The organism is Caulobacter sp. B11 (assembly GCF_002737765.1).
Taxonomy (GTDB): Bacteria; Pseudomonadota; Alphaproteobacteria; order Caulobacterales; family Caulobacteraceae; genus Caulobacter.
The window spans coordinates 1-3234 of sequence record NZ_PEGG01000286.1; the positions used below are offsets into that span (position 1 = coordinate 1).

Annotated in this window: 3 protein-coding genes; all 3 read left to right on the forward strand. The window is 68.1% G+C overall.

Translation table 11 applies throughout. The features are described from left to right. Positions 1-2038 (forward strand): TonB-dependent receptor domain-containing protein (locus tag CSW58_RS11190; RefSeq protein WP_143755179.1); only part of this gene is annotated, 2038 nt, incomplete at its 5' end. A gap of 63 nt (positions 2039-2101) precedes the next feature. After that, positions 2102-2755, forward strand: a complete 654-nt coding sequence (locus tag CSW58_RS11195) for a hypothetical protein (protein WP_099447343.1) — start codon at positions 2102-2104, stop codon at positions 2753-2755. A gap of 103 nt (positions 2756-2858) precedes the next feature. Continuing rightward, positions 2859-3089: a hypothetical protein gene (locus CSW58_RS11200; RefSeq protein WP_099447344.1), complete on the forward strand. Its 231-nt coding sequence runs from the start codon at positions 2859-2861 to the stop codon at positions 3087-3089. Positions 3090-3234 lie beyond the last annotated feature (145 nt).

The window sequence follows — 3234 nt, forward strand, 5'->3', positions numbered from 1 at the left end:
CACGGTTCTGCCCGACACCCAAAGGGTCAATCTATTCGTCGCCGGTCACTATGAGCTCAACGAAGCGGTCACCGCCTTTGGCGAGCTGGGCTGGTATCAGGCCGACACCCACCGCATCCAGCCGCCGGTCATCAATCTCAACACCCTGACGATCCCGGCGCAGAACTACTGGAACCCGTTCGGACCCGTGACCTTCGCCGATGGCCGCGCCAATCCCAACCGGATCACGGGCCTCACCAATGTCCCGGTCTCGGGCCTTGCCGTGACGCTCAACCAGTATCGCTTCGTCGACGCAGGCTATCAGGGGGTGGACGTCAGCAACTATCAGGCCCGCCTGCTTGGCGGCCTTCGCGGCGAATGGCGCGGTTTCGACTGGGAGACCGCGTTGCTCTATTCCGAGGCCGAGGCGGTCGACGAGTCCGATGCGGTCAACACCACGGCGCTACAGGCCTCGCTCGCCCTGTCCACGCCCGACGCCTACAACCCCTTCAACGGCGGCTGCGTTGGCCAGACCAGCTACGGCGACTGCACCCCAAGCTCGCAGGTGGCCCTGGACGCCATCACCTTCCGCCTCAAGCGCGAGTCGCGCACAACCCTTGCCCTCTATGACTTCAAGGTCTCGCGACCTGACCTGTTTGCGCTGCCGGCCGGCAATGTCGGCGTCGCCTTCGGCTTCGAGGCGCGCAAGGAAACCCAGAAGGACAATCGCGACGCCAATCTGGACGGTTCGAACCCCTTCCGCGACTCCGTGACCGGAGCGGTTCAGCTCTCCAACGTCATCGCCGTCAGCCAGAACCCCGACACCAAGGGCGAGCGCACCGTCACCTCGGCCTATGTCGAGTTCGCCGTGCCGGTGGTCTCCCCGGAGATGAACATCCCGCTGGTGCGCAGCCTGAACCTGCAGATCGCCGCGCGGGCCGAGCACTATTCGGACTTCGGCGACGTCGCCAAGCCGAAGGTCGCAATGGCTTGGGACCTATTCGACGGCCTGCGCGTGCGCGCCTCCTATTCCGAAGGCTTCCGCGCGCCCAACCTGGAACAAACCAATGCCAGCCAGTATGGCCGTCTGACCACCAACCCCGATTATATCCGCTGCGAGGCTGATCTGAGGGCCAAGCGCATCGCCACCTTCGGGGCCTGTTCGCGCGCGATCGGCGCCTCGCTCCTGGTCTCCGGAAATCCCGAACTTGAGCCGGAGGAGAGCACCAACACCTCCTATGGCGTCGTCTTCCAGCCCAAGTTCCTGCCCGAGGCCTGGGGCGATTTCACCTTGACCGCCGACCGTTGGCGCATCCAGCAGGAGAAGATCGTCGGGCTGTTTGGCGGCCGCAACGCCGTGATCCAGGACTATCTGGACCGTGTGCAGGGCCGCGCGAACCCCCTGGTCACCCGGGCCGCGGCCAACGCAGACGACATCGCCCTGTTTGCCGGGACGGGCATCGATCCGGTCGGCGTGATCACCTCGATCAGCGACCGCTTCGTCAACCTGCTGCCGCAGGATGTCGAGGGCCTGGACCTGGGCCTGACCTGGCGGCTGCGCGACACCCCGGCCGGCGATTTCCGGCTGAACGTTAACGCGGCCAAGCTGATCGCCTTTGGGCGCGACGCCGGCCCTGCGGTCGACGCGCTCTATGCCGCGCGGGAAGCCGGGATCATCAATGCCGCAACCCCGCTTTCCGAAACCAGCGATCTGCTGGCCCAGAACGGGCGGCCGGAATGGAAGGTCTCGGGATCTTTGACCTGGTCGAAGGGGCCCTGGCAGGCGGGCGGCTTCACCCAATATATCAGCGCCGTGGATGACACCGACCTGCTGTCGGCGACGGGCGAGCCCTGGAAAGTCGAAAGCCAGATCACCGCCAATCTCTACGTCCAGTACGAATGGGACAAGCGCGCAGGCTGGGCCTCGGACACCCGTCTCCGTCTGGGGGCGCGCAACATCACTGACGAGGCGCCGCCACTGTCGTCGTCGGGCTATCTGGGCTCGCTCTATCGGCCCTATGGCCGCTACTGGTACGGCAGCATCACCAAGACGTTCTAGGCCCTGCGGCGGCGCGGCCCTCGGGGCGCGCCGCCGAGTTTTCCGGACTTCGAAAGGCTATCCATGACCCTGCTGGCCGGACTGCTGAGCCTGATCGCGGCGACCGCTCCGGCCAAGGCCGCGCCGGTCGCCCTGGCCCCGACGCCGATCGCCTGCCCGGCCAATCTCGAGCCGACCACCCGCTGCCTGTCGGGGCGCGACGCCCGGGGGGCCTGGTACGTCACCGCCCTGCCCGCCAACTGGAACCACCGGCTGATCGTCCACGCCCATGGCGGTCCCCGCCTGGGCGCGCCCGAGGCCAAGGATCCGCTGGAAGACCTCGAACGGTTCGCCGTCATGGTCCGGGCCGGCTATGCCTGGACCGCCTCGACCTATCGCCGGGGCGGCTATGGCGTGCGCATGGCCGCCGAGGACGCCGACTCGACCCGGCAACTGTTCTGGGCCCAGCACGGCCGGCCCGAGCGCACGATCCTGCATGGCCAGTCCTGGGGCGGCAATGTCGCGGCCAAGGCCGCCGAGCTCTACGCCTTCGACACCGACGACACCCCCAACTATGACGGCGTGCTGCTGACCAACGGCGTGCTGACCGGCGGCACGGGGCCTATGGCTTCCGCGCCGACCTGCGGGTCGTCTATCAGTACTATTGCCGTAACCATCCGGCCGCGGGCGAGCCGGCCTACCCGCTCTGGCAGGGCCTGCCGCGCGACAGCGCCCTGACCCGCGCCCAACTGCGCGAGCGGGTCGAGGCCTGCACCGGCCTGAACCTGCCGGCGGCCCAGCGCTCGCCCAGCAGGCCGGGCGGCTGCGCGACATCCTGGGAGTGATCCCCATCCGCGAGGACCAACTGATCGCCCACCTGGCCTGGGCCACCTTCACCTTCCAGGACATGGTCCAGCTGCGGCTGGGCGGCCACAATCCGTTCGACAACACCGCCACCGTCTATCGCGGATCGGCCGACGACGTGGGCGCTCAAACGCCGGGGTCGAGCGCTTCGCCGCCGAGCCCCAGGCCGTTGCGCGGCTGGCCTATGACGCCGACCTCTCGGGCCTGATCGCCTGCCGACTCTGTCCCTGCATGGCCTGCACGATCGACCGTGCCGTTCGCGGCCGAGGCGCCTATGCCCGCACCGTCGCCGCCGCCGGCCGCAGCCGGCTGCTGGTCCAGGCCGCCACCCGACGAGGACAACCACAGCAAGC